The organism is Variovorax sp. 3319 (assembly GCF_031456585.1).
Classification (GTDB): domain Bacteria; phylum Pseudomonadota; class Gammaproteobacteria; order Burkholderiales; family Burkholderiaceae_C; genus Variovorax; species Variovorax paradoxus_P.
Window position 1 is genome coordinate 145,545 of record NZ_JAVDUZ010000013.1, and the last position, 22,183, is coordinate 167,727.

At 64.8% G+C, this 22,183-nt stretch carries 25 protein-coding genes; 22 read left to right on the forward strand and 3 right to left on the reverse strand.

The features are described 5' to 3' along the window. Nucleotides 1–95 precede the first annotated feature (95 nt). From J2X67_RS24130 to J2X67_RS24230, 21 genes are all read left to right on the forward strand, one after another. Nucleotides 96–1,019: a LysR substrate-binding domain-containing protein gene (locus J2X67_RS24130; protein WP_309957242.1), complete on the forward strand. Its 924-nt coding sequence runs from the start codon at nucleotides 96–98 to the stop codon at nucleotides 1,017–1,019. Nucleotides 1,020–1,142: 123 nt separating this feature from the next. Continuing rightward, the gene (locus tag J2X67_RS24135; RefSeq protein WP_309957244.1) at nucleotides 1,143–2,273 is read left to right on the forward strand and encodes an iron-containing alcohol dehydrogenase; all 1,131 of its coding nucleotides are present in this window, start codon (nucleotides 1,143–1,145) and stop codon (nucleotides 2,271–2,273) included. Between the two features lie 134 nt (nucleotides 2,274–2,407). Then, entirely contained in the window at nucleotides 2,408–3,643 is a 1,236-nt protein-coding gene (locus J2X67_RS24140; RefSeq protein ID WP_309957246.1) for a hypothetical protein, read from the forward strand. A 3-nt stretch (nucleotides 3,644–3,646) separates the two neighbouring features. Then, nucleotides 3,647–4,447 (forward strand): hypothetical protein, encoded by an 801-nt coding sequence (locus tag J2X67_RS24145; RefSeq protein ID WP_309957248.1) that lies wholly within the window; start codon nucleotides 3,647–3,649, stop codon nucleotides 4,445–4,447. After that, on the forward strand, nucleotides 4,431–5,081 hold the full coding sequence (locus tag J2X67_RS24150) for an acyloxyacyl hydrolase (protein ID WP_309957250.1): 651 nt from the start codon (nucleotides 4,431–4,433) through the stop codon (nucleotides 5,079–5,081). The genes J2X67_RS24145 and J2X67_RS24150 overlap by 17 nt, the downstream gene beginning before the upstream one ends. Nucleotides 5,082–5,161: 80 nt before the next feature. Next, on the forward strand, nucleotides 5,162–6,352 hold the full coding sequence (locus J2X67_RS24155) for an MFS transporter (protein WP_309957251.1): 1,191 nt from the start codon (nucleotides 5,162–5,164) through the stop codon (nucleotides 6,350–6,352). 178 nt (nucleotides 6,353–6,530) lie between these two features. Beyond that, nucleotides 6,531–7,148 (forward strand): glutathione S-transferase N-terminal domain-containing protein, encoded by a 618-nt coding sequence (locus J2X67_RS24160; protein ID WP_309957253.1) that lies wholly within the window; start codon nucleotides 6,531–6,533, stop codon nucleotides 7,146–7,148. A gap of 26 nt (nucleotides 7,149–7,174) precedes the next feature. Beyond that, nucleotides 7,175–7,522: a hypothetical protein gene (locus tag J2X67_RS24165; protein WP_309957254.1), complete on the forward strand. Its 348-nt coding sequence runs from the start codon at nucleotides 7,175–7,177 to the stop codon at nucleotides 7,520–7,522. Nucleotides 7,523–7,564: 42 nt separating this feature from the next. Continuing rightward, nucleotides 7,565–8,536 (forward strand): pirin family protein, encoded by a 972-nt coding sequence (locus J2X67_RS24170; protein ID WP_309957256.1) that lies wholly within the window; start codon nucleotides 7,565–7,567, stop codon nucleotides 8,534–8,536. A gap of 15 nt (nucleotides 8,537–8,551) precedes the next feature. Further along, complete coding sequence (locus J2X67_RS24175; protein WP_309957258.1) at nucleotides 8,552–8,938, forward strand: OsmC family protein; 387 nt, start codon at nucleotides 8,552–8,554, stop codon at nucleotides 8,936–8,938. A 17-nt stretch (nucleotides 8,939–8,955) separates the two neighbouring features. Further along, on the forward strand, nucleotides 8,956–10,149 hold the full coding sequence (locus J2X67_RS24180) for an alpha/beta fold hydrolase (protein ID WP_309957260.1): 1,194 nt from the start codon (nucleotides 8,956–8,958) through the stop codon (nucleotides 10,147–10,149). Between the two features lie 137 nt (nucleotides 10,150–10,286). After that, on the forward strand, nucleotides 10,287–10,706 hold the full coding sequence (locus J2X67_RS24185) for a cupin domain-containing protein (RefSeq protein ID WP_309957262.1): 420 nt from the start codon (nucleotides 10,287–10,289) through the stop codon (nucleotides 10,704–10,706). Between the two features lie 223 nt (nucleotides 10,707–10,929). Beyond that, nucleotides 10,930–11,829: a glutathione S-transferase N-terminal domain-containing protein gene (locus tag J2X67_RS24190; protein ID WP_309957264.1), complete on the forward strand. Its 900-nt coding sequence runs from the start codon at nucleotides 10,930–10,932 to the stop codon at nucleotides 11,827–11,829. A gap of 12 nt (nucleotides 11,830–11,841) precedes the next feature. Further along, nucleotides 11,842–13,524 (forward strand): electron transfer flavoprotein-ubiquinone oxidoreductase, encoded by a 1,683-nt coding sequence (locus tag J2X67_RS24195; protein WP_309957266.1) that lies wholly within the window; start codon nucleotides 11,842–11,844, stop codon nucleotides 13,522–13,524. Nucleotides 13,525–13,622: 98 nt separating this feature from the next. Continuing rightward, a complete protein-coding gene (locus J2X67_RS24200) occupies nucleotides 13,623–13,880 on the forward strand; it encodes a UBP-type zinc finger domain-containing protein (RefSeq protein WP_309957268.1) in 258 nt (85 codons plus the stop codon). Between the two features lie 63 nt (nucleotides 13,881–13,943). Beyond that, nucleotides 13,944–14,579 carry a peroxiredoxin-like family protein gene (locus J2X67_RS24205; protein ID WP_309957270.1) on the forward strand — a complete coding sequence of 212 codons (636 nt, stop codon included), beginning with the start codon at nucleotides 13,944–13,946 and terminating at the stop codon, nucleotides 14,577–14,579. 185 nt (nucleotides 14,580–14,764) lie between these two features. Then, nucleotides 14,765–15,244, forward strand: coding sequence for a carboxymuconolactone decarboxylase family protein (locus J2X67_RS24210; protein ID WP_309957272.1), 480 nt, complete (start codon nucleotides 14,765–14,767; stop codon nucleotides 15,242–15,244). 64 nt (nucleotides 15,245–15,308) lie between these two features. Then, entirely contained in the window at nucleotides 15,309–16,064 is a 756-nt protein-coding gene (locus J2X67_RS24215; RefSeq protein WP_309957274.1) for an SDR family oxidoreductase, read from the forward strand. An 82-nt stretch (nucleotides 16,065–16,146) separates the two neighbouring features. After that, the gene (locus J2X67_RS24220) at nucleotides 16,147–16,728 is read left to right on the forward strand and encodes a YceI family protein (protein WP_309957276.1); all 582 of its coding nucleotides are present in this window, start codon (nucleotides 16,147–16,149) and stop codon (nucleotides 16,726–16,728) included. A 37-nt stretch (nucleotides 16,729–16,765) separates the two neighbouring features. Next, nucleotides 16,766–17,317 carry an Ohr family peroxiredoxin gene (locus J2X67_RS24225; protein ID WP_309957278.1) on the forward strand — a complete coding sequence of 184 codons (552 nt, stop codon included), beginning with the start codon at nucleotides 16,766–16,768 and terminating at the stop codon, nucleotides 17,315–17,317. A 61-nt stretch (nucleotides 17,318–17,378) separates the two neighbouring features. Further along, nucleotides 17,379–18,836, forward strand: a complete 1,458-nt coding sequence (locus J2X67_RS24230; protein ID WP_309957280.1) for a catalase — start codon at nucleotides 17,379–17,381, stop codon at nucleotides 18,834–18,836. Between the two features lie 12 nt (nucleotides 18,837–18,848). Here the strand turns inward: J2X67_RS24230 and J2X67_RS24235 are convergent, their stop codons facing one another. After that, a complete protein-coding gene (locus J2X67_RS24235) occupies nucleotides 18,849–19,736 on the reverse strand; it encodes a LysR family transcriptional regulator (protein ID WP_309957282.1) in 888 nt (295 codons plus the stop codon). Between the two features lie 110 nt (nucleotides 19,737–19,846). Here J2X67_RS24235 and J2X67_RS24240 point away from each other — a divergent pair, with 110 nt between their 5' ends. Beyond that, nucleotides 19,847–20,596 (forward strand): glucose 1-dehydrogenase, encoded by a 750-nt coding sequence (locus J2X67_RS24240; RefSeq protein WP_309957284.1) that lies wholly within the window; start codon nucleotides 19,847–19,849, stop codon nucleotides 20,594–20,596. Between the two features lie 36 nt (nucleotides 20,597–20,632). Here the strand turns inward: J2X67_RS24240 and J2X67_RS24245 are convergent, their stop codons facing one another. Both J2X67_RS24245 and J2X67_RS24250 read right to left on the reverse strand, forming a co-directional pair. After that, nucleotides 20,633–21,061 carry a hypothetical protein gene (locus tag J2X67_RS24245; RefSeq protein ID WP_309957286.1) on the reverse strand — a complete coding sequence of 143 codons (429 nt, stop codon included), beginning with the start codon at nucleotides 21,059–21,061 and terminating at the stop codon, nucleotides 20,633–20,635. Between the two features lie 116 nt (nucleotides 21,062–21,177). Continuing rightward, complete coding sequence (locus tag J2X67_RS24250; protein WP_309957288.1) at nucleotides 21,178–22,179, reverse strand: acyltransferase; 1,002 nt, start codon at nucleotides 22,177–22,179, stop codon at nucleotides 21,178–21,180. Between the last annotated feature and the right edge of the window lie 4 nt (nucleotides 22,180–22,183).

Consider the following 22,183-nt stretch of genomic DNA (forward strand, 5'->3'; position numbering starts at 1 on the left):
AGGGATAGCGGGCGGGCAATTGCAGCGCTATCCTCGGCGACAGCGCTGTCGCTGCCGCGCGGCCTCCCTGCTCTCTCTCTCTCACCAGGATTGCGATGCTGGACCTGAAGGATGTCTTCTATTTCGTCCAAGTCGTCGACCGCGGAGGCTTCACGGCCGCCGGGTCGGCCCTTCGCCTGCCGAAGTCGACGCTGAGCCACCGCGTCCAGGAGCTCGAGGGCTACCTGGGCGTGCGCCTCCTCAATCGAACGTCCCGCCAGTTCGGAATGACCGACATCGGCAAGGAGTTCTACCAGTACGCGGTCGCAATGCTGCACAGCTCCGATGTGGCCGAAGAAGCAGTGCGCCAGCGCCTGGCCGAACCCAGCGGGGTGATCCGGTTGACCACGGCGGTCGAGATCGCACAGTTCGCTCTTCGCGAAATTCTTCCCGTTTTCATGAACCGGTATCCGAAGGTGCGCATCGTGGAGATCGCGACCGACCGGTATGTGGACATCGTGGGCGAAGGCTTCGATCTTGCGATACGCGGGCACACGGCGTCGCTGCAGAACTCCACCCTGGTGCAGCGCGCCCTTGCCAACGTTCCCTGGTACCTGTTTGCCAGTCCCCGCTACCTCGCGCAAGTGGGGGTGCCTGAAAGCCCATCGGACCTCGCGCAGCACGCCACCGTCGCGATGGTGCGCAGCGGGCAGCAGCAGTGGCAGCTGAAGGGGCCGAACGACGAGGAATTCGTTGTGCCCATCGACCCGCGCTTTCAAAGCAACAACATGGTCGCACTGAAAGAGGCGGCCTGCGCCAGCCTGGGCATCGCTGCGCTCCCGGGCTACATCTGCAGGTCTGAGCTGAGGGACGGGTCCCTGCAGCAACTGCTGCCCGACTGGTCGGCGGCGGATGCCCGCATCTCGGCGCTGATCCCGTTTCGCACCGGACTCCTTCCCGCGGTGCGTTCGCTGGTCGACTTCCTCGCCGTGGAAATGCCGGTGGTCACCGCCTTCGACCATCCTCGCAGCTTCGAGTGAAGCGGCCGGGCGGCAAAGCCCTGTCGTCCACGAACATGAACGCTGCGTCTGGCAAAGAGCGGCTTGTGAGCTGCAGGTGAAGGACCTATCTTTTCGGCCCTGACTTCCACGAGGCCGATCGAGATGAATCATTTGAATTGCTTGCCGCAAGACGGTATTTTTTGGGGCCAGCACATCTTGCAAGCCGCCGTGGCACGGCTCGGCGAGCACGGTATCCATCGGCCGATGGTGTTCACCGTCGAACCGCTGACAAAGCTCTACGAAGATTGCGTGCGGCCCAACCTGAAGCAGGCGGTGGGCAGCTTCATGGAATTGCCGGCGCACGTGCCGGACGTGGCGGTGCAAGCCGGCCTCGACGCCTGTCTTGGCGCCGGTGCCGAATCGATTGTGGCGTTGGGCGGCGGCTCGGTGCTCGATGCGGCCAAGGCCGTGTCGCATCTGCATCATGAAAAAACCGGACGCTACCTGCCCATTGCGGCCCTGCCGACAACGCTGTCGGGCTCCGAGTTCTCTCACTACTTCGGCATCACCGAAACGGACGGTCCGGAAAAATTCAAGCGCAGCTACGCGGTGCGTGAAACAGTGCCAAAGGTCGTCGTGATCGACCCGGTGCTGGTATCCGACACGCCGCGCGCGCTGCTGCTGTCATCTGCCATCAAGGGCATGGACCACGCCGTGGAAGGCATGCGCAGGGTGACGAAGGAGCACCCCCACGCGATCATGGCGGCGAGCGGACTGGAGCGGTTCTTGAAAGTCCTGAAGAAGTGGCCGCAGGCCATGCCGACGCGTGAAGCGCTGGGCAAGGGGCTGGTGGCACCCGACGACCTGCTGGAGCTGCAGCTGGCGGCCTGGCAATGCTACTTCTCGCCGGCATCGGTCATCTACGGCCTGAGCCACCGCATCGGGCATATCCTGGGTGGCACGTTCGGCCTGCCGCACAGCGCGACCTCCTGCATCACGCTGGCACCCGTGATTCGAGCCTGCGCGGACTTCTACGGCGACAAGCTTGGAATCTTCATCGCGGGAAGCTCCGGCGCCTCGGGCGGAGGGGATGCCGCCGCACGGTTGGCCGACAGCATCTCGCAGGTGGTGAGCTCGCTCGGCCTGCCTGACCGCATCGGCGCCTTCGATCTCGACCGGGCCAAGCTTCCTGAGGTGGCCCGGCTGCTGAAGAAGAACTACCCCAATGAAGTAGCCGACCTGGGCAACAACGCAAGCGTCAAGCTCGACGCGCTGCTCGAGAGCCTCTGGTAGGCCTCGTCAACCGCCCGTCCGAGGACGCATTGGTGCCTCGCAGACAACGCCGTGGTCCCTCGCGAATACCTACCGCCGAGGGCCGCTCATTCCTAGGATCGGTGAAGTCCAACACACCCTTCAAGGAGTCCCCCATGCGTCTGCGCATCGTCATCACCGCCCTCGCCTGCTGCCTCGGTGCTTCACTCAACGCCGCGGCGGCGGATGTGAAGTCCATTTCCCGCCTTGCCGCAGGTCCCGGGAACATTCTGTTTATCGCCGACTGGAAAGCCGCCCGCGTCCACGCAATCTCGCTACCGGCGGCACAGCAGCAGCCGGCAGGCACGGCGTTCAACGTCCTCGACCTGGAAAGCCTGCTGTCCGCCCAAGTCGGCGGTGCCAAGGTCACTGTCGAGGACATGGTCGTGCGGCCTGGCACCGCACAGGTGTACGTGGCTGTGAGTTACGGCACCGCGAAGACGCCGGCGCTCATCATGGTCACCAGCGACAAGAAGGCGCGCCGTGTCGATCTGAAGGCGGCGGCCTCGACATCGGTCGCGCTGCGCGACGCGCCCACCTCGGACTACAGCTTCTGGAAGGAAACGCCCGAGCGCAGCTTCACCGTCACGGACATGAAGTGGCGAGAAGGCGAACTCTTCGTGGCCGGCCTCTCCAACCAAGACTTCGCCTCGACGCTGCGCCGGGTGAAGTACCCCTTCGACGCGAAGCAGTCGATCACCTCGGTGGAGATCTACCACGCGGGCCACAACCTGATCGAGACACGCGCCCCTGTGCGTGCGATGAGCTTCGCGAGTTGGGGCGGCAAGACCTACCTCGTGGCTGCCTACACCTGCACTCCCCTCGTGACGATTCCGCTGGACGACCTGAGGGACGGCGCCCATATTCGCGGCAAGACCGTCGCCGAGCTCGGCTACGGCAACACGCCGGCGGACATGATCTCCTACTCGCGCACGGCGCAGGGCAAGACCGAAGACTTCCTGCTGCTGGCCAATTTCGATCGCGTGTCCAACGTCATTCCCGTGTCGCAACTGGAGGCCGCGGGTGCCAGGCCCGGCATGGACAAGCAGGTGCCCTTCGGAGAGCTGGCGGGTGTCGAGGTCATGCAGGCGCCGCTGGCCGGCACGCTGCGGCTGGACAACCTGGATGAAAAATCGTTCGTGGTCGTGCGGCGCCGGCTTGAGAAGGACGCGCTGCAACTCGTGTCCATCGGCAAGGAACTGAGCTTCCGGCTGACCGACCACGTCTCGGAATACGCCTTCGCGGAGTACAGCTTCAAGGGCGACAACTTCCAGCTGCAGAACATCAAGCCCCGGCAGGACATGCTGCTGAAGGACGAGGGCTTTCCCGACCTGATCAAGGCATCGGAGTAAGCCGTGCGTCTTCGCCGACTGTGCGGCGCCGTGGCGCTTGCCGTGACGCTGGGTGCGTCGCATGCCGCACCACCCGCGCGATCACCCGAGGCTGCGCAAATGGTGCGCGTCCAGCCTTCCGCCGGCCAGGTGCCGGCCAACCTGCTGCGCCTGTCGATCGAGTTCGCAACGCGGATCGAAGGCCCGGTGCTGCCGAGCCTGGAGCTGGTGCGCCCGGACGGAAAGCCGCTGGCGCAACCGTTTCTCGAGCAGGAGCTCTGGTCGCCCAACGGCCGGATCCTGACCGTCCTGATGCATCCAGGCCGCGTCAAGACCGGCCTGAACGCCCGTGAGGTGCTGGGGCCGATTCTTGTCGACGGAGACGATGTGACCTTGACGCTTGACGGCCGTCCCATCCAGCACTGGCGCGTCGGGCCCGCGGACACGAGCGGTCCGGCGGTGTCCGGATGGCGCTTGTCGTCAGTGCACGCCGGCTCAAGGCAACCGCTCGTCGTGACGCTTGGCGAGCCCATCGATGGCCGGGAAGCCGACTACATCGCGATCGCCGACCCGCATGGCCGGCGCGTGAGTGGTGAAGCCCTGCTGAAAGACGGCGAGCGCACCTGGACGTTCACGCCGCACGCTCGATGGAACGCAGGCAAGTATCGGCTCATCGCGCGCGGCACCCTCGAGGATCCGGCTGGCAATCGCCTTGGCGGGCGCTTCGAAACACCGGCAGATGCGCCAGCGGCTGCGCCTGCCGATGCCGCGCTTGCATTCACCGTGGGCTCTACACAGCCATTGGCCCATGCGCATCGCCCTTGAACCCACCGCTCGCTGCATCCGTAAATCAATGTCCGATCAAATTTTTCGATTCAATCTCCGGCTACCGCAACTCCGTCGCAGGCGACATGGTGCGGCGATGGTTCTTCTCTGCATCAGCGCCTGCATTTCACAGGTGGCCCGCGCCGATGCGCCTTCGCACCACCCGTCTTCCCTCTTCGCCCAATCTGGCTCGGCGCAGGGTACCCGCACGCTCACGACGGGCCTGACCTGGGACCTGCCCTATCGATGGCAACTGGGCCCTGGCGAGCTGAGCAGCTATCTGGAGGCCTCCTACGCTTACTGGCAGATTCAGTCGGCAGACCGGGCGGGGCTTTCGCATCTGTCGCAACTCGCGTTGATCCCCGTGTTGCGTTATCGCCCCGCGGATGGCGCTTCGCCGTGGTTCTTCGAAGCCGGCCTGGGGGTGACCGCCACCTCGTCGGTCTACAAGACCCGGCAGAAGAGCTTCTCGACGAGCTTCAACTTCGGCACCCATCTGGCTGTGGGTCGGAGCTTCGGCGAGCAGCGCCGGCACGAGATCGCGCTGCGCCTCGAACACTTCTCGAACGCGGGCATCAAGCATCCGAACCCAGGCGAGAACTTCGTCCAGCTTCGATACGCCCGCAGGTTCTAGCGCCCGTGTGCGAGGTCGCGCCGCAGCTGGCCCATGGCCTTCCCGAGCATGGCGACGAATCCGCTTCATTTCCGACCCCCATGCATTCCTCACCACCGCCAGAATCTTCACCTCGCCCGGCGCTTCTCATCGCTGGCATCCTGCTCATCGCGGCCAGCCTCAGAGCACCTATCACGATGCTCGGCCCGCTGCTCGAGCCGGTGCGCGAGAGCTTCGCGCTCAGTGCCTCGCAGGCGGGCCTGCTGACAACGCTGCCACTTCTTGCGTTCGCCTTCGTGTCTCCGCTGGCGGCGCTCATTGCACGGCGATTCGGCCTGGAGCGCGTGCTCTTTGCATCGCTGGCTCTGCTCGTCGCCGGCATCGCCGTGCGCTCGGGTGGCACGGTCCTGGCGCTTTATGCGGGCACTTGCGTGATCGGCGGTGCGATCGCCATCGCCAACGTCCTGTTGCCGAGCTTGCTCAAAAGGGATTTCCCCCACCATGTGGCGAAGCTCACGGCCGGCTACGCACTCGCGATGATCTCGGCTGCGGGCATCGCGTCCGCCGTGGCCGTGCCGCTGGACCATGTCCTTGGCGCCGGATGGCCGGCTTCGCTGGGTGCGGTCGCCGTGCTGCCGCTTGTCGCCGCGTTGCTGTGGCTGCCGCAACTTCGGTTTCGAACCGTCTCGGCGCCGGGCCTCGTCACGGGTAGGCACGGACCTTCGGTGTGGAAGGCCCCGCTGGCCTGGCAAGTGGCCGGATACCTGGGCCTCACCTGCTTCATCTACTTTGCGGCGATTGCGTGGCTGCCTTCGATTCTCCAGGAGGCCGGCTTTTCGAGCGCACGTGCCGGGACGCTGCATGGCTGGATGCAACTGGCCGGGGCCGTGCCCGCGCTGCTGCTGATGCCGCTCCTGCACCGCATGCCCGATCAGCGCTGGATTGCCTTTGCCTCGCCCGCGCTGAGTGCGTGTGGCCTGGTCGGCCTGCTGGTCCTGCCCGCATGGACGCCGCTGTGGCTCTTCGCGTTCGGCATGGGGATGGGCTCGGCATTGATCCTGAGCCTGGCGTTCGTCGGGCTGCGCGCCGGCAATCCGCAGATCGCCGCGTCGCTGTCCGGCATGTCGCAATGCATCGGCTACCTGCTGGCAGCGGTCGGCCCCACGCTGGTGGGCTACCTCCACGAGGCCGCCGGCAACTGGACGATGCCGCTGACGGCCTGCCTGGCGCTCTGCCTGGCGATGTGCGCGCTTGGACTTTCGGTGGGACGCGCCATGCACATCGGCAAGTGAATGGCCCCAGCCGCCATCACGATTGGTGCGCCGGTGACAACACAGTGCACCCCGGCACGGGGCTACCGCCGTGGCGCACGCGTGCCTAGCATCGAATCGTTCGCAAACCTCTACTGCCCAACGCGAAGCTCGCTCTCGCACCAGAAGCGAACGGCTCGCCTCAACCCAACGGATACCTATGAAGCTTTATCACATGCCCGGCGCGTGCTCCCTCGCCGACCTGATCGTTCTCCAGTGGATCGGCGCAGACCACGAACCGGTGCGAATGAGCCTGGAAAGCATCAAGTCGCCCGACTACCTTGCCATCAACGCGGGCGGTACGGTGCCGCTGCTGGCTGACGGCGACCTGTCGCTTACCGAGAACGTCGCCATCCTCGGCTACCTGGCCGACCTGTACCCCGAGGCGCGCCTGCTGGGCGACGGATCGCCACGCGCCCGCGCCGAGGTCATGCGCTGGCTTGGCTTTCTCAACTCGGATGTGCACAAAGCGTTCAAACCGATCTTCACGCCGCAGCGCTTCCTGAAAGACGCGGCGATGGCCCCCGTCCTTGCGGACAACGCGCGCGGCCATGTGCGCGAGTACCTCGCGCGGCTGGACGATCAACTCGATGGACGGGACTGGCTGACCGGCGAGCGCTCCATCGCGGACCCGTACCTCTTCGTGCTCTCGCGCTGGTCGGCAGCCAAGAAGGTCGACATGCAAGGCCTGGACAACCTCGCCCGATTCGTTCGGATGATGGACGGCGACGCCGGCGTGCAAGCGGCGCTGCGTGCCGAGAGCGGCATGCCGCAGTAATGCCGGGGCACGCCATGAGACTGTCGTTGACATCCTCTCTCCAAGCCCTCGAGCCCGCCTGCGCCACGTCGAGTGCACTGGCTCGCTGGTACGCCGAGCAGCCTGCCGTTCGGCGGCTGTGGGCCATTCAAGCGACGGAGGGGCCCGCGTTGCGCGTCATCGTGATGCTTGAACCCTCGCTGGACGGCGATGAGATCAGTCCCGCCTGGATGGCGCACGGCAACCGATGGGCGCGCGACCTGCGCGAGCGGCTGGCCGGTGCCGTGCAACTTGAACGCATCGATGGCCCCCTGCCCGAGGAGTTCGAGATCGACGGCGAAGGCACCGTGCTCTCCGCGCTGTGCTGGCGCGACTCGACCGCGCCCCAAGCGTGAGCGCAGCAGCGATTCGCTTCCCTCAACTCCGTTGACCATCACATGAGCAAAGCTCCCGTTCAGGCGCCCGGCGCACTGAGCCCCGCTACGACCACTCGCCAGAGCAAGGTCGCTGGCGTCGAGACCGTCATCCTGCCGCCGACGCGCGACCTCGGAGACGGCTTCAAGGTTCGAAGGGCCTTGCCCTCTGCCCATCGGCAGATGGTCGGGCCGTTCATCTTCTTCGACCATATGGGGCCCGCGACCTTCACGGCGGGCCAGGCTTTCGACGTGAGGCCGCATCCGCACATCGGCCTGGCCACGGTCACCTACCTGATCGCTGGCGAGATCATGCATCGCGACGGCCTGGGCAACGTGCAGGCGATCCGTCCCGGCGAGGTCAACTGGATGACCGCGGGTTCGGGCATCGTGCACTCCGAGCGAACGCCCGAGGCCGAGCGCCGGGCAGGCGCGTCGCTGTTCGGCATCCAGGCCTGGGTGGCACTGCCGAAGGCGCATGAAGAGGCCGAACCGGGCTTCTTCCATCACGCCGCAGCAGCCATTCCCAAGACCGAATCGGACGGCGCTGCATTCACGCTGATTGCGGGGCGAAGCGACGGATTGGTCTCGCCAGTGCGCACGTACTCGGACATGGTCTACGCCGACATCATGCTCAAAAACGCCGCACGCTATCAGGTGAAGCCGGAGCACGTCGAACGTGCGGTCTACGTGGTGTCGGGGGCGTTCGAGGTCGTTGGACAGGCGGGCCGCTTCGAAGCAGGCGAACTCGTGGTCTTCAAGCCCGGGGCGGAACTCGTGCTGCGCGGGGCCGGAGCGACCCGCCTCATGCTGATCGGTGGCGAACCGCTTGCCGAGCCACGGCATATCTATTGGAACTTCGTCTCTTCTTCCGCAGAGCGCATTGCGCAGGCCAATGACGACTGGCGTGCGCAGCGTTTTGCGGGCGTTCCCGGCGACAGCGAGTTCATTCCCCTGCCTGCGGACGCGCCTTCCTCGCGCCCAGCTTCCGCATAAAGAAAAGTCCTGACCATGGCCCAAGGCACCGCCCGCATCGGACGCGACCACTATCACACGCACATTGACCTCGCCAGCGGCCACACGCTCGTCTCGGACGAGCCCTCCTTCCTCGGCGGCGAGGGCGCAGGGGCCACGCCCTACGAACTGGTGATTGCCGGCCTTGGGGCATGCACCGCCATCACGCTCCGCATGTATGCGGACCTCAAAAGCTGGCCTCTCGAATCTGTGCAGGTCGACCTTCATCTTGCGCGCGTAGACAACGCCATGGTTATCGAAAGGTCGCTGCGCATCTTCGGCCTGGACGACGCGCAGAAGGCGCGCCTGGCCGACGTCGCCGAGCGAACCCCGGTGACCCTGACGCTGAAGGCGGGCATCCCGATTCGTACGCGTCTGCTCTAGACACAGGAACACGCCCCGTGCCCACTCGCTCCTTCGAGTTTCTCAACCAGAACGGACTCCGCCTGTCAGGCAGTCTCGAAATGCCGGAAGGCATCCAGCGGGGTTGGGCGCTCTTTGCGCACTGCTTCACCTGCGGCAAGAACAACCTCGCGGCCGTGCACATCGCGCGGGAGTTGGCCAGCGCAGGCATCGGCGTGCTTCGATTCGACTTCACGGGGCTGGGCGACAGCGAGGGCAGCTTTGCCGACGCGAGCTTCTCGCTGAACGTGCAGGATCTGGTGTCTGCCGCCGGCGCCATGGAGACTGCCGGAATGCCGCCTCGCTTGCTCGTGGGTCACAGTCTCGGTGGCTCCGCCATGCTGGCTGCAGCGGGCCGAATTGCCAGCGCACATGCCGTTGCGACCATTGCCGCGCCCTTCGACGTGGCGCAGGTGCTGCGTCTGCTGGATCCCACGGGCCTTGCGCGGCTCGACACAGAGGGACAGGCGATGGTCCAGGTGGTCGGACGGCCAATGTTGGTCGGCAAGGCCTTCGTGGACGATTTGCGCAAACACGATTCGGGGGCGCGCATCGCAGCTCTGCGCCGGCCGCTGTTGCTGCTTCATGCACCGCAAGACCGCACAGTCGACATCGAGAACGCCACACGCATCTTTCTGGCAGCCAGGCATCCCAAGAGCTTTGTCTCGCTCGATGACGCGGACCACCTGCTGTCGAAGCGCGAAGACGCCGAACAGGTCGCACACCTCATCGCGACTTGGGCAGCCCGCTACATGCCCGAGCCACCCGCTGGGCACCCTGTCGCAGCCGATGCAGAAGCGGAAGAAACGGGCCTCGGAAAGTTCCAGCTCGCGCTGCGCTCGGGCGGCTCGCGCTGGCTCGCGGACGAACCCGCGACTGCGGGCGGACTCGGATCGGGCCCCACGCCCTACAACCTGTTGTCGTCCGCGCTCGCCGCCTGCACCACCATGACGCTGCGCCACTATGCCGACAGCAAGGGCTGGCCGGTCACACGCATCCGCACCGCGGTGAACCACCGGAAGGACAAGGCGGCGTCTCCACCCGATGTCTTCAGTCGACGGGTGTCGATAGACGGAGCCATTACGCAGGTGCAACGCGCACAGTTGCTGGAAATCGCGCAGCGATGCCCCGTTCACCGCACCCTCGAAGGGGGCGCGCGCTTCGATCCCGTGGAAGACGAACCACCGGCATGAGTCCGCAAGACGGCCCGCGTGAGTATGCGCTCCGCGATTGGTGCCTTGCAGACAACACCGTGATCCGTATCGCAGGCCTACCACGCCGCACCGCCCACTCCTACGATTCATCCATCGAACCAATGAAGGCAAAGACCATGATCAAGATTGCAGGAAATATCGGGCTGGTGCTGTTGTTCGCCGCAGGCGCAGCGATGACGCAGCACGCTGCCGCGCACGGCACCCCACAAGACGCCAAGGTAACGCCGCTGATGACCCAGGAGATGAAGGACATCCCCGGCAAGGAAGTGCTGATGATCACGGTGGACTATCCGCCGGGCGCAGTCGATCCCGTGCATCGCCACGACGCCCACAGCTACGTATACGTGGTCGAAGGCTCGATCGTGATGGGCGTGAAAGGCGGCAAGGAAGTAACGCTCAAAGCCGGCGACACCTTCTATGAAGGCCCCGATGACATTCACACCGTCGGGCGCAACGCGAGCAAGACCAAGCCCGCGAAGTTCGTGGTAACGCTGGTGAAGAACAAGGGTGCCGAGTTCTTCATTCCAGTGAAGTAACCCAACGGTTGCATTCCACCCGCCGCAACGAAGATGACGGGTGTCAGATCGCCGAGGCGGCTGTAATGAGGCGTGCACTTTCCACCCGTTCGTGCACGGGACAGACTCACGTCGGCGCGGTGTCCCCGCGTAAATCGGACCAGCAACACGGCGACGCGGCGGGTGGAAGGCATTCATTGCTTCCTGCAACAGGAAGCCGGCACAAGCACACAGGACCCCTGCCATGAAACTCTTCTACATGCCCGGTGCCAGCGCATTGGCCGACCACATCGTGCTCGAGTGGTCCGGCCAGCCGTACGAAGCGGTCCGCATGGACCGCCGCAGCATCAAGACGCCGGAGTACCTGGAACTCAATCCAACTGGCGTGGTGCCGCTGCTGGTGCACGGCGACTTCACGCTGACCGAGAACGTGGCCATCCTCGGCTACCTGGCAGATCTGCACCCGCACCTTCAGCTGGCGGGTGATGGCTCGCCGCGCTCGCGGGCAGAGGTGATGCGCTGGCTCGGCTTCCTGAACTCCGATGTGCACAAGGCGTTCAGGCCGATTTTCTTTCCCGAGCGCTATCTGCCTGACGGCGGCCTGGCGGTGCAGCTTGCTGCCATTGCACGCAGCCACGTGCGCGAGTACCTGGCGCGGCTGGATGCCCAGCTCGAAGGGCGCGAATGGCTCACGGGGCAGCGTTCCATCGCCGATGCCTACCTCTTCGTGATGCTGCGCTGGGCCATCGGAACGAAGGTCGGCCTGCACGGCTTCGAGCAACTCACGGCCTTCGTTCGCCGCATGCATGCCGACGACGGCGTGCATGCAGCGCTCGTGATGGAGGAAGGCCTGGCGCCGCGTACCGAACGTGCGCACAGCGTCTCCGATCAGTTGATGCGCCTGAACGAACGGATCCGCGACAACCTGGCCACCACGCTGAACGCCGAAGTGGTCGGGACGGTGGAGTACAGCGAAGGCGACGGCGCCGAGCTCGAAGTGCGCCGGGGCCTTGTGGAGATCGAGGTCTCCCGGATGGATACGGTCTTCAGCTGGCAAGACGAAAACTATCGCGCACAGGCGGCCATTCCGTTCCAGAACTTCTCGCGCTATGTCAGCAACGGCGCGATCCGGATCGATCTGTAGGCCGCGCTGCCCATGACCGCTGCCCGCGCCCAAGCCGCACCGCCCTCCCCCGGGCCTCGCGAGTCGATGGACTACGACGTCGTCATCGTGGGCGGCGGCCCCGCCGGAATGGCGGCGGCCATCCGGCTCAAGCAGATCGATGCGAACCTCTCGGTCGCGGTGCTCGAAAAAGGCAGCGAGCCCGGCGCGCATACGCTCTCAGGGGCCGTGATGGACCCTCGCGCCATCGACGAGCTGCTGCCCGACTGGCGCACGCTGGGTGCGCCCTTGAGCCAGCCCGTCACTCGAGATGAGTTCCTGTTTCTCGGCAAGCAGCGTGCGATGCGAACGCCGGGCTTTCTGGTACCGCAGTGCTTTCGCAACGAAGGCAACTACGTCGTGCGCCTCGGCCTGCTCGTCAAGTGGCTGGCCGCGCACGCAGAGGGTCTTGGCGCCGAGATCTTCGCGGGCTTTGCCGCAACCGAGATCCTCTACGGCCCGCAAGGGCACGTCTCGGGCGTGGCCACCGGCAGCATGGGGGTGGACCGCAACGGCGAGCCGACGGCTGCGTTCCAGCCCGCTGTCGAGCTTCGCGGCAAGTACACGGTCTTTGCCGAGGGCGCGCGCGGGCAGCTTGGGCGGCAACTGATCGCGAGGTTCGGGCTCGATGCAGGGCGGGATGCACCCAGCTATGCCATCGGCCTCAAGGAACTGTGGGAAGTCGATCCCTCGCGGGCCGAACCGGGCCTGGTCGTGCACACCGCGGGCTGGCCCATGGACCGCGACACGTTCGGCGGCGGCTTTCTTTACCACCTCGACGGCGATCAGGTGGCACTGGGCTTTGTCATAGGGCTCGACTACCGCAACCCCTGGCTGAGTCCGTTCGAAGAGTTCCAGCGCTGGAAAACGCATCCCGCGATTCGCAGGCATCTCGATGGCGGCAAGCGCATCGGCTACGGTGCACGGGCCATCAACAACGGCTTGCCGCAGAGCCTGCCGCGCACCGTGTTCCCGGGCGGGGCCCTCGTCGGTTGCGATGCGGGCTACCTGAACGCCGCGCGCATCAAGGGCAGCCATGCGGCCATCAAGACCGGCATGCTGGCCGCGGAAGCCGCCTGCGCGGCGCTGCACGCGGGGCGTTCGGGCGACGAACTCACAGACTATCCACGCGCCGTCGAGGCCAGCTGGCTGCACACGGAGCTGCACCAGTCCCGCAATTTCAAATTATGGTTCAAGAAGGGTTCGCTCGCCGGCACGCTGATGACCGGCGTCGAGCAGTGGCTGATGCCCAAGCTGGGCATCGCCGCGCCGCCCTGGACACTGCACAACGCCCGGCCGGACCATGCGAGCCTGCGGCCCGCCGACCAATGCGAGCCTATCGCCTATCCGAAGCCGGACGACGTGCACAGCTTCGACCGCCTGAGCTCGGTCTACCTGAGCAACACGCATCACGCGGAGGACCAGCCGGTGCACCTGACGTTGCGCGATGCGGCGGTGCCGGTCGAAGTCAACCTGCGCTTGTACGCCGGCCCCGAAAGCCGCTACTGCCCCGCCGGCGTCTACGAATTCCTCCGGAACGACAAGGACGAAGCCAGGCTGCACATCAATGCGCAGAACTGCATTCATTGCAAGACCTGCGACATCAAGGATCCGACCCAGAACATCGTGTGGATCGCGCCCGAAGGCGGCGACGGGCCCACGTATGAAGCCATGTAGATCGACCTGTTCGCCGCTGGCGAACGCCAAGGAGCCAATGCCATGAAGATTTCCGTCCCCTCTCTTTCACCGTCACCGTCCCACGCACAGGTGCGCGCATGACCGCCGGCTGCCCCCACCTGGGCCAGGTCCACCAGGTCACGCCGAACACCAATGGCTGCGAGGAATGCCTGCGCTCCGGCGGCCGCTGGGTTCACCTGCGCATGTGCCTCACCTGTGGGCACGTCGGATGTTGCGACTCGTCGCAGGGAAAGCATGCAACCAGCCACTTCCACGAGACCGGCCATCCGATCGTGCAGTCTGCGGAGCCGGGTGAATCCTGGCGATGGTGCTATGTCGACAAGACGCTCGTTTGAGACCCGGGTTCGACGCAGCAGCGCGCACCGGACGATCGCCCTCCTACTTTTCGAAGCCCTGCCATGAGCCCGCAACTTTCCCCTTTTGACCACAACGACGCCGCCGATGCGGTGTTCGACGCCACAGGCATCGCTGCCCGGGCCAAGCGCGTGGGCGACCTCGCGCCGGACGCGACATTGCCGGACGGTGCCGGCCAGCCGGTTCGTCTGTCGGACGTGTGGCGCAAGGGACCGCTCGTGCTGGTTTTCTACCGTGGTGGCTGGTGCGGCTATTGCAGCCTCCAGTTGCGAGCCTGGCACCAGCGTGCGGATGACCTGGCACAGCTCGGCGCCACGCTCCTTGCGATTTCGCCTCAGACGCCAGACCACTCGATGCGCACGGCCGAGGACAACCAGTTCACTTTCACCGTGCTCAGCGATTCCAACCTCGAAGCAGCCAACGGCTTTGAACTGGCCTTCACGCTTCCCCCCGAGCTCGTGAGCTTCTACGGTTCGGTAGGCACCGACATTCCGGTCCTGAATGGCAACGGCCTGTGGGTGTTGCCGGTTCCGGCCACCTATGTTGTCGACGAGGAAGGCCGCATCCGTTTCGCCCACATCGAGGAAGACATCCGAAAGCGCGCGGAGCCGGCCGATGTGCTGCGCGTGATCGAAGGCATGGTCCGTGGCCGTGCGCTTGCGGGGCACGGCGGCAGCTGACGCCTGCAGTGGCCCTGGCGTCCCGATTCGATTGGTGCGCGTTGGGCAACACCGTGAAGCCTTGTGCATGGCTACCGCCCTCGACTCCCCAAATCTACGCTACGTCCTGTCTACGCGATCTTCGCAAACGGACGACTCAGCCGATTCTGAGTCCAGGCATCCGCCACCCATTCCAGGAGTTAGTCATGACCCAGCGCGTCAACTATGTCGAGCAATCGCCCGAACTCTTCAAGAAGTTCGTCGAGTTCCTCAACGCCATCAAGGAAGGCGCGATCGAAGAGTCGATCCGTAACCTGGTTTCAATCCGCACGGCGCAGCTCAATGGCTGCACCTTCTGCCTGGACATGCACATCAAGCAGGCCAAGATCCAGGGTGAGCGCGAGCTGCGCCTGTACCACCTGGCTGCATGGCGGGAGTCGACGCTGTTCATCCCGCGCGAGCGCGCGGCGCTGGCCTGGACCGAAGTGCTGACCAAGCTGCCCGAGCAAGGCGTGCCCGACGACATCTACGAGCGCGTGCGCACGCAGCTGTCGGAAAAGGAAATCTCCGACCTCACCTTCCTCGTCATGTCGACCAACGCATGGAGCCGACTGAACATTGCGTTCAAGAGCGTGCCCGGCAGCTCCGACAAGGTCTTCGGGCTCGACAAGGCGAAGCTCGCCTGACCCACGCTGCACAAATCGCCCTCCGTCATCCACCCGGCCCCCTGCGGGCTACAAGGAAATCATCATGAAGATCGTTGTCATCGGCGGCTCGGGCCTCATCGGCTCGAAGGTCGTCAGCAAGCTGCGCGACGCCGGCCACGAGGTCGTTGCCGCATCGCCCGCCTCGGGCGTCAATACCATCACCGGCGAAGGCCTGGCCGAAGCCCTCCAGGGTACGCAGGTGGTGCTGGACGTGGCCAACTCGCCCTCGTTCGAGGACAAGGCCGTGCTCGAGTTCTTCGAGACCTCGGGACGCAACCTGCTGGCCGCGGAAGCTGCGGCCGGCGTGAAGCACCACGTGGCGCTGTCCGTGGTCGGCACCGACCGCCTTTCCGAAAGCGGCTACTTCCGCGGCAAGATCGCGCAGGAAAAGCTGATCCGCGAATCGAAGATTCCGTACACCATCGTTCACTCGACGCAGTTCTTCGAGTTCCTCGGCGGCATTGCGCAATCGGGCACCGACGGCGACACGGTGCACCTTTCGCCGGCGTTCGTGCAGCCGATCGCATCGGACGATGTCGCGGCCGCCGTGGCCGACTACACCGTAGGCAGCCCGGTGAACGGCGTGGTCGAAATTGCAGGGCCCGAGCGCGTTCGCCTCTCCGATCTCGTGCAGCGTTTTCTCGCCAAGACCAACGATCCGCGCAAGGTGGTGCAGGACGTGCACGCACGCTATTTCGGCGCGGAGCTGAAGGACGACACGCTGGTGCCGGGCGCCAACCCACGCATCGGTGCTCTCAACTTCGAGGCCTGGTTCGCACTGCCCAAACCGGCGCGCTGACACGAAGGCCGTCCTCGGCTGCATCCCGATGCGGCCGAGGGCCTTCCCGACCCAAGACATCTCTTTCGATCCTGGTGATTCCATGCCCGACACCTCCCCGCTTTCCACACTCGCCTCGTCGAACCTGGCCGACGTCAGCCGCGGGCGCTACGTCATCGATCCTGTGCATTCGCATGTGCTGTTCAGCGTGTCGCACTTCGGCATCTCGACCTATTACGGCGAGTTCACCATGCCCGGCGGCACCCTCGATATTCCACTGTCGGCAAGCGACAGCCCCACGCGACTCGCGGCGTCTGTACCGGTCGCCAACGTCAAGACGACGAGCCGGGTGCTGGACGACGAACTCAGGAGCGGCGGCTGGCTGGATGGCGAGCGGTTTCCGCTGATCGCCTTCGACTTCGCCGCGCCTCTTTCCCTTGCCGAGAATTCATTCCTGGTGACCGGCACCCTCGCCTTGCATGGCGTGACGCGCGATGTCACGTTCGAGGTGGATTTTGTCGGCGCCGGCATGAACCCTGCCAAGCAGGTCTACACGATCGGCTTCGACATCAAGGGCCGCATCCGCCGCAGCGAGTATGGAGTTACCGCCGCGCTCCCGATGATCGGCGACGAACTCAATCTCATCATCAGCGCCGCCTTCGAACTCGAAGCTTCAGCCGCCTGAGCGAACCGTTCCACCACTATTTGAACGGAAGCCTGGAATGCCCACGCAGAAAGATACCGTCACCGCCTCCGCGACCGGGGCCGAAACCGCGCAGCCAGTCCCGCTGCAACCGCCATCCGTCGCGCTGCTCGACAAGTACAAGGGGCAGGATTTCGAACCGATCTATTCGACGGTCGTCACGGTGAGCGGCGGCCAGGCAGAACACGGTCGAGCCTCGGGAGTGGCGCGCTCCGACGACGGCAACCTGAACGTGCAGCTGCGGCTTCCCGCTGCCATGGGCGGTGGCGGCGGCGGCACCAATCCGGAGCAACTGTTTGCAGCAGCCTATGCCGCGTGCTTCCATGGGGCGTTGAACCTGCTGGCGGCGAAAAAGAAGATTCCGGTTCACGACGCCGACGTTCAGATGTCCGTTGCTTTCGGGCGTGACCCCGTGGACGGGCTCTTCATGCTCACGGCCGATGTCCGGGTTCATTTGCCCGATGTCGAGAAAAGTGTGGCCGAAGAACTGGTGCGAAGCGCGGAAAGATTCTGCCCCTACGCCAAGATGGCACGCAACGGCATCACCAGTGTCGTGGCACTGGCGGGCTAGAAATCCACACATCGGCGCCGCATTCGTCGGCGCGCCTTTTCCTGCGTTGAGAGAGCCTTTCATGAGCGATTCATCCCACATCCCGCGCAAGACGCCGCTGACCACCTCCTTCGGCGCCCCTGTGGCCGACAACCAGAACAGCCTCACGGCCGGCCCGCGCGGCCCGCTCCTGATGCAGGACGTGTGGCTGATCGAGAAGCTCGCCAACCTGAACCGCGAGGTCATACCCGAGCGCCGCATGCATGCCAAGGGGTCCGGCGCTTTCGGCAGCTTCACGGTCACGCACGACATCACCCGCTTCACGCGCGCCAAGCTCTTTTCCGCCGTGGGCAAGAAGACCGAGATGTTCGCCCGCTTCACCACGGTGGCCGGCGAGCGCGGCGCGGCCGATGCAGAACGCGATATCCGCGGCTTCGCGCTCAAGTTCTACACGGAAGAAGGCAATTGGGACCTGGTGGGCAACAACACGCCGGTCTTCTTCGTGCGCGATCCACGCAAGTTCCCGGACCTCAACAAGGCGGTCAAGCGCGACCCCCGCACCAATCTGCGCAGCGCCACAAACAACTGGGACTTCTGGACGCTGCTGCCCGAAGCGCTGCACCAGGTCACCATTGTGATGAGCGACCGCGGCATTCCGGCCAGCTACCGCCACATGCACGGCTTCGGCTCGCACACCTACAGCTTCGTCAATGCGCAGGACGAGCGTTTCTGGGTCAAGTTCCACTTCAGGACGCAGCAGGGCATCAGCAACCTCACGGATGCCGAAGCCGCGGCCATTGTGGGCAGCGACCGCGAAAGCCACCAGCGCGACTTGTTCGAAGCGATCGAGCGCGGCGATTTCCCCAGATGGACGCTTTACGTGCAGGTGATGCCCGAGGCCGATGCAGAGAAGGTGCCTTACCACCCGTTCGACCTGACCAAGGTCTGGCCCAAGAAGGACTACCCGTTGATCGAAGTGGGCTTGATGGAGCTCAACCGCAACCCCGAGAACTTCTTTGCCGACGTGGAACAGAGTGCGTTCGCACCCAACAACCTGGTGCCTGGCATCGGCGTGTCGCCCGACAGGATGCTGCAGGCGCGCATGTTCGCGTATTCGGATGCGCAGCGCTACCGCCTGGGGGTGAACCACCACCAGATTCCGGTGAACGCCGCGCGCTGCCCGGTGCACAGCAACCACCGCGACGGCGCGATGCGCGTAGATGGCAACTACGGCAGCACGCCGCACTACGAGCCCAACAGCTTCGGCCAATGGCAGGAGCAGCCCGGCTACCGTGAGCCGCCGCTCAGGCTGCGCGGTGATGCGGACTTCTGGAACTTCCGCGAAGACGACGCGGACTACTACAAGCAGCCCGGCGACCTGTTCCGGCTGATGACGCCCGCGCAGCAGCAGGTGCTCTTCGACAACACCGCGCGTGCAATGGGCGATGCGCCGGAGTTCATCAAGCGCCGCCACATTGGCAACTGCGCCAAAGCCGACGCGGCGTACGGGGCTGGCGTGGCGAAGGCCCTGGGCCTTTAAGACGCGCCTGCCTCAGGACAGCCGTTCGAGTTCCGCCGCCAGGAACTCGATAAAAAGCCGCGCGCGCGCCGGCGCCTGGCGCCCGAAGGCATGCAGGGCCGAGACGGTCACGAGCGGCAACGGCTGCGAAGGCAGCACGGGCACCAGCCGGCCGGCTTCGATATCGTCTTGTACGAACAGGCGCAGGATCTGCACGATGCCCAGGTCAGCCAGCGCCGCGATGCGTAGCGCAACACTGTTGTCCGTATCGAATACGCCAGCGGGGTTCAACACAGCACCATCGGCAAAGCGGATGGGAAACGCCTTGCCACCGAGCATGTAGCGCACGTGCGCGTGGCCTTGCAGGGCATCGATCGAATCGGGCGTGCCGCGGCGCGCCAGATACCCGGGCGACGCCACCAGCACGAGCGGCAGGTCGGCCAGGCGCCGCGCGGTGAGGTCGGAGTCGGCCACCTCCCCCGCCCGAATGGCAATGTCGTAGCCCTCGCGGATCAGGTCGACGTGGCGGTCGGCAAGGCTCATCTCGAGCTTCAGCTCGGGATGTCGGGGTAGAAACTTGCCGACCACAGGCGACAGGAGGATGCGCCCCAGATCGCCTGGCGCCGTAATGCGCAGCACGCCCTGCGCAACGCCAGCAGGCTGCATCACGTCGCTGGCCTCGTCGAGTGCGCGCAGCAGCGGCGCTATGCGCTCGTAGTACGCGGCACCCTCCTGCGTGAGCGACAGCACCCGCGTGGAGCGCTGGAAGAGCCGCACACCAAAGCGTTGCTCCAGCCGCGCAACGCTCTTGGAGACCGCCGACGGTGATGTCCCCAGCGTTCGCGCGGCCGCACTGAACGAGCCGGCTTCCACGGCGTTGGCAAAGGCCACCAACCCGGGTGCGTGATCGAGAACATTCATTGAAGACTCCGCGGCACAAGTGTTTCCTTTTTTGCCCACTACCGAAGTGCACGTGGGCGATCTAGATTGAAGACTTCTCTCTCTCTCTCGTTTAAAAAAGGAAAAGCAACATGCAAAAACTCTCAGGCAAAGTGGCCGTGATCACCGGCGGCAACAGCGGCATTGGCCTGGCCTGCGCACAGGCTTTCGCCGCGGAAGGTGCCCGCGTCGTCATCGTGGGGCGCCGACAGGACGCCGTGGATACTGCGTTGGCAAGCATCGGCCCGGACGCAATGGGCTTCGTCGGCGACGTGGCCGACCTGGCAATGCACGACTGCCTGCTCGCTGCGGTGAAGGCGCGGTTCGGCGCCATCGACATTTATGTAGCGAATGCGGGAACGGCGATTCTCGAGCCGTCTTCTGCCGTCAGCGTGGACAACTACGACCTGCAGTTCGCCACCAACACGCGCGCGGTGTTCTTTGGCGTGACGAAGGCACTGGCGTTCATGCGCGATGGCGGCTCGATCATCCTCACGAGTTCGATCGCCGGCAGCAAAGTAATGGACAACCACGCGGTCTACGCCGGCAGCAAGGCCGCCATCGAGGCGTTCGCACGCAACTGGGCACTCGAGCTGAATGACCGCCGCATCCGGGTGAACGTGCTGAGCCCCGGCCCGGTCGACACGCCAATCCTCGCGAAGCTGGGCATCACGGAATCCGCACGGCCTGATTTCGACAGGAGCATGGCTGCAGCGATTCCGCTGGGCCGCCTGGGCCAGCCCGGCGACCTGGCGCAAGCGGCGCTGTTCCTGGCGAGCGACGACAGCGTGTTCGTCACAGGCGTCAACCTGAAGGTCGATGGTGGCATGTCGCTGACCTGAAAGGCGCGGCGCATCGACTTTTGTGTTCTCTGGTTGTCAGGCCTGAGCCACCGTGCGCGGAGGGAGAAACCCCTTCGCGTTGGCCAGATCTGGCCACGGAAGCACGGTTTCCCCGGAAACCAGCCACTTGCCGTCCGTTCGCCGAAGTCGCAGCTCGTAAAGCGCCGGGTCGGCGTTCTGGCTCATGCGCCGAAAGAGGATTGCGGTGGCTTCATCACCCTGCTCCTCGATGTGCAGGATGCGCTTTTCCGTCGACAGCGGCTTCTCGCCTGCATCACGGCGGCTTCTGAACTCGGCCATCATTTCCGCCTTTGAGAAGCGCGTAATCTCGCCCTGCGGCGTAAGTACCAGAAAGCCGAGGTCCTCGGTGTAAAGCGCCTCCATTTCATCCATCCGATAGTGGCTCCCGGTTTCGGCGAGCAGGTTGATGAAGGCGGTGATTTCAGAGATGCTGGACGTAGGCATGAAAAGCTCCTGGGCTGAGATGCGACAAAAGCTTCATCGTAGGTAGAGCGCCCCCACTTCGGTAGGTCCGCACGAGGACGCGCGCTGGTTCCGTTACAGCATCAATTGCCGTCTGATCAAGCGGTACCGTGGGCCTCTGGCCATGCCCGCCGGCGCCATCTCTTCAGCGGCATGTCCACCAGGTGCAAACAGATCGCTGCCATCGTGAACGAGAACGCAAAAGTCCCGCTCAGGGTGATCCACAGTGGCTGCGTGTCACGAAGCAGCAGCACCAATGGAAAATGCCAGAGATAGATGCCATAGGAGAGTCTGCCGATGTAGACCATGGGGGGCGACGCAAGGAATGTTGCTCTTCCGTGCTCCGCGGCATAGCAGATCAGCACGAATGCCGACAGCTCCGCCAGTGTGATGCTAAGCGTGACCGCCTCGGTCTGGTTGCTGGTCGGCAGAGACGGCAAGGCCATGAGGACCAGCAGCGCCATGCAAGCGGCCGCGAGCGCATGCTTGGACACCCTGACATGAACCAGCGCCGCAATCGCCCCCAGCAAAATACCGCTCATCCGCGTGTCGAACCTGAAATACGCCTGCGGCCACGTCCAGTGCATGGCCACGAAATACCGCCAGGTAGTCACCGCAAGAAATGCCGACACCAGCCAGCGGACTGGATGCCGCGTTCGCAGAAATAGCGGCAGCAAGATAGGCCACAGCAGGTAGAACTTTTCTTCCACGCCCAGTGACCATGTGTGGCCGATGGTGTACGCCAGCTTCCAGAAAGCCAGCGCATAGTCGTAAACGTAGAGGGCGGCGAGAACGGCGGACAGCCAGCGGTCGTCCGCCGGCCAGAGGATGGGAGCCAGCCCCACATAGACCGCGACCATGAGCAGCAGCGTCGGATACAACCGCAGAGCCCGCCGCGCGTAGAAGCGGCCGATCCCGATGCCGCCATGACGGTGCTCCGCCGCCAGCAGCGAAGTGATGAGATAGCCTGAAAGAACGAAGAAGACGTCCAGCCCGATGAAGCCGCCTTGCGCACCGGGGAGTTCGCAATGGAACAGGACAACGGCAAGGATGGACAGCGCACGAACACCGTCGAGCGCCGGGTTGTAGGGCATGGACATGCGT

Coding starts and splice junctions, on each gene's coding strand:
- J2X67_RS24195 (WP_309957266.1), top strand. CDS start 11,842: ATGACCGCTGCCCGCGCCCAAGCCGCACCGCCCTCCCCCGGGCCTCGC.
- J2X67_RS24190 (WP_309957264.1), top strand. CDS start 10,930: ATGAAACTCTTCTACATGCCCGGTGCCAGCGCATTGGCCGACCACATC.
- J2X67_RS24185 (WP_309957262.1), top strand. CDS start 10,287: ATGATCAAGATTGCAGGAAATATCGGGCTGGTGCTGTTGTTCGCCGCA.
- J2X67_RS24155 (WP_309957251.1), top strand. CDS start 5,162: ATGCATTCCTCACCACCGCCAGAATCTTCACCTCGCCCGGCGCTTCTC.
- J2X67_RS24250 (WP_309957288.1), bottom strand. CDS start 22,179: ATGTCCATGCCCTACAACCCGGCGCTCGACGGTGTTCGTGCGCTGTCC.
- J2X67_RS24240 (WP_309957284.1), top strand. CDS start 19,847: ATGCAAAAACTCTCAGGCAAAGTGGCCGTGATCACCGGCGGCAACAGC.
- J2X67_RS24175 (WP_309957258.1), top strand. CDS start 8,552: ATGGCCCAAGGCACCGCCCGCATCGGACGCGACCACTATCACACGCAC.
- J2X67_RS24135 (WP_309957244.1), top strand. CDS start 1,143: ATGAATCATTTGAATTGCTTGCCGCAAGACGGTATTTTTTGGGGCCAG.
- J2X67_RS24160 (WP_309957253.1), top strand. CDS start 6,531: ATGAAGCTTTATCACATGCCCGGCGCGTGCTCCCTCGCCGACCTGATC.
- J2X67_RS24245 (WP_309957286.1), bottom strand. CDS start 21,061: ATGCCTACGTCCAGCATCTCTGAAATCACCGCCTTCATCAACCTGCTC.
- J2X67_RS24205 (WP_309957270.1), top strand. CDS start 13,944: ATGAGCCCGCAACTTTCCCCTTTTGACCACAACGACGCCGCCGATGCG.
- J2X67_RS24235 (WP_309957282.1), bottom strand. CDS start 19,736: ATGAATGTTCTCGATCACGCACCCGGGTTGGTGGCCTTTGCCAACGCC.
- J2X67_RS24130 (WP_309957242.1), top strand. CDS start 96: ATGCTGGACCTGAAGGATGTCTTCTATTTCGTCCAAGTCGTCGACCGC.
- J2X67_RS24225 (WP_309957278.1), top strand. CDS start 16,766: ATGCCCACGCAGAAAGATACCGTCACCGCCTCCGCGACCGGGGCCGAA.
- J2X67_RS24220 (WP_309957276.1), top strand. CDS start 16,147: ATGCCCGACACCTCCCCGCTTTCCACACTCGCCTCGTCGAACCTGGCC.
- J2X67_RS24210 (WP_309957272.1), top strand. CDS start 14,765: ATGACCCAGCGCGTCAACTATGTCGAGCAATCGCCCGAACTCTTCAAG.
- J2X67_RS24170 (WP_309957256.1), top strand. CDS start 7,565: ATGAGCAAAGCTCCCGTTCAGGCGCCCGGCGCACTGAGCCCCGCTACG.
- J2X67_RS24200 (WP_309957268.1), top strand. CDS start 13,623: ATGACCGCCGGCTGCCCCCACCTGGGCCAGGTCCACCAGGTCACGCCG.
- J2X67_RS24230 (WP_309957280.1), top strand. CDS start 17,379: ATGAGCGATTCATCCCACATCCCGCGCAAGACGCCGCTGACCACCTCC.
- J2X67_RS24215 (WP_309957274.1), top strand. CDS start 15,309: ATGAAGATCGTTGTCATCGGCGGCTCGGGCCTCATCGGCTCGAAGGTC.
- J2X67_RS24140 (WP_309957246.1), top strand. CDS start 2,408: ATGCGTCTGCGCATCGTCATCACCGCCCTCGCCTGCTGCCTCGGTGCT.
- J2X67_RS24150 (WP_309957250.1), top strand. CDS start 4,431: ATGCGCATCGCCCTTGAACCCACCGCTCGCTGCATCCGTAAATCAATG.